This is a genomic window from Collinsella aerofaciens, assembly GCF_018785245.1.
Classification (GTDB): Bacteria; Actinomycetota; Coriobacteriia; order Coriobacteriales; family Coriobacteriaceae; genus Collinsella; species Collinsella aerofaciens_AD.
The window spans coordinates 1-4,247 of record NZ_WQPL01000060.1 but is presented as its reverse complement, the minus strand read 5'-3'; the positions used below and the strand labels follow the sequence as shown (position 1 = coordinate 4,247).

At 58.6% G+C, this 4,247-nt stretch carries 5 protein-coding genes; all 5 read right to left on the bottom strand.

Annotated elements, in window-relative coordinates:
* Positions 1 to 347 precede the first annotated feature (347 nt).
* Positions 348 to 1,193, bottom strand: coding sequence for a sugar phosphate isomerase/epimerase family protein (locus GPK39_RS09150; RefSeq protein ID WP_215675173.1), 846 nt, complete (start codon positions 1,191 to 1,193; stop codon positions 348 to 350).
* Positions 1,194 to 1,304: 111 nt separating this feature from the next.
* Positions 1,305 to 2,138, bottom strand: a complete 834-nt coding sequence (locus tag GPK39_RS09145) for a PTS system mannose/fructose/sorbose family transporter subunit IID (protein WP_006235883.1) — start codon at positions 2,136 to 2,138, stop codon at positions 1,305 to 1,307.
* Positions 2,119 to 2,892: a PTS mannose/fructose/sorbose/N-acetylgalactosamine transporter subunit IIC gene (locus GPK39_RS09140; protein WP_006235882.1), complete on the bottom strand. Its 774-nt coding sequence runs from the start codon at positions 2,890 to 2,892 to the stop codon at positions 2,119 to 2,121. The genes GPK39_RS09145 and GPK39_RS09140 overlap by 20 nt, the downstream gene beginning before the upstream one ends.
* Before the next feature lie 294 nt (positions 2,893 to 3,186).
* Positions 3,187 to 3,669, bottom strand: a complete 483-nt coding sequence (locus GPK39_RS09135) for a PTS sugar transporter subunit IIB (protein WP_215675171.1) — start codon at positions 3,667 to 3,669, stop codon at positions 3,187 to 3,189.
* A gap of 57 nt (positions 3,670 to 3,726) precedes the next feature.
* Positions 3,727 to 4,146 carry a PTS sugar transporter subunit IIA gene (locus GPK39_RS09130; protein WP_215675169.1) on the bottom strand — a complete coding sequence of 140 codons (420 nt, stop codon included), beginning with the start codon at positions 4,144 to 4,146 and terminating at the stop codon, positions 3,727 to 3,729.
* Between the last annotated feature and the right edge of the window lie 101 nt (positions 4,147 to 4,247).

Below are 4,247 nucleotides of genomic sequence, written 5' to 3'. Positions count from 1 at the left end.
GCCTCGTAGACGTTCCTGCCGTCCTCGAGGTAGCCCTCCTGGTCGAAGTGCATGATCTCGATCTTCTCGGTCTCCTTCATGTGTGTCCTCCCATCACATGTGCGCAATTCTATACATCGCGCTTCTTGCTGATACCAATTATAGCCATACGATTGCTTGTTATTTAATACCAATCCAAACTCACGGAGATTTGCGGCGAACGGTCGGTTTCCTCGCCCGAGTGGTATTACAACGCCAATAGTTGTCTATTTCGAGCGCTACTGCCAACGGGTTCCCCACAACTCGCCAGCTATAAAAGCGTTGCGCCAGACCCGCCCAAGCGTTTCCGGCGCAACCGCGCAGTTTAGTTATTCGGCTTCCATCTCCGCTGTCACACGGCGATACATCTCGATAACCTGAGTCGTCGCCTTGGACGGATCCTGATAGTAGCGGCCATCACACGTCTCGGCCGAGACATAGCCCGTATAGCCGTGGCGCATGAGTGCCTCGAGGTCGGCACGCATATCACGCTCGCCGTCGCCCCAGGCAAGATGCGTCGTGCCGCCGCCCACATCTACAAAGTGGGTGTGAACGATCTTTTCGCCCAAAACCTCAAAGTAGCCGTCGATCGTGTCCCCGGCAACTTCCATGGCGCCAAAGTCGATACAGGCCTTCAGGTTGGGACGATCGACCGCCTCGAGGATGCGCACGACATCCTGTGCGGTGTTGACCAACACGGACTCCGACGGCTGCAGGGCCTCGAGCGCGACGCGAATACCGCGCGTATCGGCGTAGTCGCACACCGAGCGCAGCATGGCAACGCTGCGGGCCCAGGCGTCCTCAGCCGGCTCGTCCAGATAGGCCCAACCACTCGTCACCAGAATCTGCGGCGCGCCCAACTCAACGGCTACGTCGATCACATTCTTAAAGTACGAGAGGATGCGTTTTTGGCCCGCCTCACCGCGCACCGCGACGTTCCACGGCTTGGGGTTGTTCTGCTCGGGGCACACGCACACGATCTTGATACCGTATTGGGCGGCAAGATCGCGAATCTTATCCACCGAATCGTGCTCATGGCAATCCACATACAGGTGCATCGAGCCGGTCCACAGCTCGATATTGCGATAGCCGGCCTCACCTGCAGCCTTAAAAAACGTCTCGATGCTGTAGTAACGATGGTTGATGTTCATGAGCGAAAGCTCGGGTACGACCATAGCCCTCCCCTTTCGTACGGAGTTTTAAAAAACAGGGGGCCGCCGCAGATGCGACAAGCCCCCAAAGATCGACGCAACCGTTAGACGCGATGGAAGCGCGATTCGAACATATTAGGCAAGCACGCCAAAGTAAGCGCCGATGATGCCCACGACCATGGTGCAGAGGATCAGGACCATCGGGTTGATCTTCTTGGAGAGCAGCCAATAGTAGAGCCAGAAGGCGGCCATGCCGAGCATACCGGGCATGATACCGTCCAGGATGTCCTGGAGAGTCTGGGCGGAGTCGCCCTGACCAATGGCGATGGGCAACGAAGCCCAGAACATGTCCTTGCTCATGGCGCCGACGACCATGACGCCGACAATGCCGACGCAGGCCATGATCTTTTGCATCAGGCCGGTCTTCTGAGCCTCGTCGAGGAAGCCAATGCCTAGCTCATAACCCTTGATAGCGCCAAAGATACGAATCAGGAACGCCGGGATGTTGTAGACGAGCAGGAAGGCGATGGGGCCAAAGACGTTGCCGGCCTGGCACAGGCTGATGCCCACGGCAGCGGCGACGACGCGCAGGGTGGACAGGAAGAAGGAGTCACCCAGGCCGGAAAGCGGACCCATGAGGGCGGCCTTGATGTCGTTGACGCTCTCGGGCTCAACCTCGCCACGAGCGACCTTTTCTTCCATGGCCATCGCGATGCCACCCACGAAGGGAGCGAGCTGCGGGGTGATGTTGAAGAATGCGCTGTGACGGTGCAAGGCCTCGGCGTAATCATCGGGACGGCCGGCATAGATCTTCTTGAGCATGTTGGCGACCATCAGGCAGAAGGCAATGTTCATCTGCTTGTAGTAGGTCCAGGAGAATTCCATGCCCAGGGCGCCGGTGTTCACGGCGCTCTTAATGAGGTCGGAGCGAGTAATCTGGTTCTCGGAATTAGAAGTCATCGTCCTCATCCCCTTCCACAGAAAGCTGGGACTGGGCGCCACCAAGGCCCAGCAGGTCGTACTTGTCGATGCCGATGATGATTGCGATCAGGGCGACGCCGAGGACGGGCACGTTGGCATAGGAGCACAGCAGGAAGCCCAGGAAGTAGAACGGCACGAGCTGCTTGGTAAGCACCAGACGGCCGAGCATGGCGAAGCCCATGGCAGGCAGGATGTTGGCTGCGACGCCAAAGCCATCGAGGACGAACGTCGGGATGAAGTCGAGCAGGCCCTGAACGGCGTCGGCACCCAGATAGAAGGAGACCGAGCACAGGATAAAGGCCAGGACGACAATCACGAGACCGATAATCCAGTGCATAGCGTAGATACCCTTGAGGTTACCCTTGCTGGCAAAGACGTCGGCACGGTCGACCAGAAGGGGCATACCGGCGTTGACGACGTTCTTAATGGCCAGGCACAGAGTGGCGATGGGCATCGCGAGCGCGATAGCGGCCTCGGTGCTCTGACCCAGCTGAATAGCGAAGGCGCAGGCGAGCACACCGCCAATACACTCATCGGGCGGCACGTAAGCGCCGATGGAGATTGAACCCATGAAGAGCAGCTCGAGGCTCGCACCGATGGCGAGGCCGGACTGCAGGTCCCCGAGGACTATGCCGACGAGCGGGCACAGAACGATCGGGCGGAACGCATAGAGCGTACCGAGCTGATAATCGAGCTTACCGAAGGCAGCGATAAGTCCGATGAGGATCGCTTGAACAAGCATTGTTCCTCCCTTTGATCCCTCTTGGATCCGCGCGGCGATTCCCGACTTGTCAGCGCGCCCTTTTCCATACCGACAATCGCCTAGACAGATCCAGCTTGTACCGGCGTGCTGTTAACACCTAAACCGGTGCAAATGATTTGATACCAATTATATAGTCATGAGAAAACTATTTAATACCAATCGCTCAACGGGCGTGTACTCCCGGTGAACGGTAGATGGGGGTAACGGGTAAAGCGTTTATCCGGTACGCCCACGAATAGGGGCGGCGCCGTGCGCGCCGCCCGTGGTTCCCAATTAGAGGGCGCTTAGGGCATCGACCTTGGGGTCGTCGGCCAGAGCGCGAATCTCGACCTCGACACCGCGGCCGACGAGCTCGCGAATGTCCTCTTCCTCGGCAGCAGTCACAAAGATCTGGCGGGAGATCTTACGGGCATCGGGACGCTGCTCGTCCTTGGACTTGGTGTTGCCCAGGTTGATGGAGGTGATCTGCGGGCAACCGTCGACAAGCTGCTTGGCCTCGGCGATGCTGGCGACGCAGATGATCATCTTGTACTTATCGGTAACACCGGAGTTGATGGCCTCGATGGCGTGCTCCATGTCCTTGATGACGAGCTTGACGTTGGCCGGCTTTCCCATCTTGAGCGTAGTCTTCCAGACGGGATCGCTGGCAACCTTGTCGCCAACGCAGAAGATGCAGTCAGAGCCCAAGCCCTGGACCCAAGAGACGGCCACCTGGCCATGAAGCAGACGATGGTCGACGCGAAGCAGTTGAATCATGATTGACCCCCAAAGGTCTCATGCCGGAAACCCGGCCCCATTAATAGCAGGCGGTGACTAGAACTCTTCCTCGTCATCCGCATCGGTCAGCAGGTCGTTGACAAACTTGACGCGCGTGTCGTCAGCCGCGAGGATCTCGCGGATAACCTGATCGGCGGGAGCCTCCTGGTCCGAAAAGAGCAGCTGGATCAGCAGCGGCAGATTCATGTTGGCAACCAGGTAGGTGTTGGGGCGCGTCTGGACGATCTTGGTGAACTCGTTGTTGACGCTGCCGCCAAACAGGTCGGTGCACACGATTACGTCGTCGGCGGGGTCGAAGGTCGCCAGGAGCTTGGCGACCTCCTCGGCGACGTCGGTGCGGCCGTCGACAAACATCGACAGGTCGTGGACGTTATCGCGCGCGCCCGAGAGCAGCTCGGTGCTCTCCTTGATGCCGGTCGCAAAATGCGCGTGGCTGGCGAAGATGTATTGCCTCATTGCGGTTTCCCCCAAATGAAATTAGTAGTCGAACTGGTGGTAGTAGCGGCGGTACTTGAGGTTGTGCTTGGTGACCAGCTCGTAGTTGCGCGCGAGGCGGT

What these genes read in the sequence shown, in the direction of transcription:
- GPK39_RS09130 (WP_215675169.1), bottom strand. Translation starts at nt 4,146, where the DNA reads ATGAGGCAATACATCTTCGCCAGCCACGCGCATTTTGCGACCGGCATC.
- GPK39_RS09145 (WP_006235883.1), bottom strand. Translation starts at nt 2,138, where the DNA reads ATGAGGACGATGACTTCTAATTCCGAGAACCAGATTACTCGCTCCGAC.
- GPK39_RS09140 (WP_006235882.1), bottom strand. Translation starts at nt 2,892, where the DNA reads ATGCTTGTTCAAGCGATCCTCATCGGACTTATCGCTGCCTTCGGTAAG.
- GPK39_RS09135 (WP_215675171.1), bottom strand. Translation starts at nt 3,669, where the DNA reads ATGATTCAACTGCTTCGCGTCGACCATCGTCTGCTTCATGGCCAGGTG.
- GPK39_RS09150 (WP_215675173.1), bottom strand. Translation starts at nt 1,193, where the DNA reads ATGGTCGTACCCGAGCTTTCGCTCATGAACATCAACCATCGTTACTAC.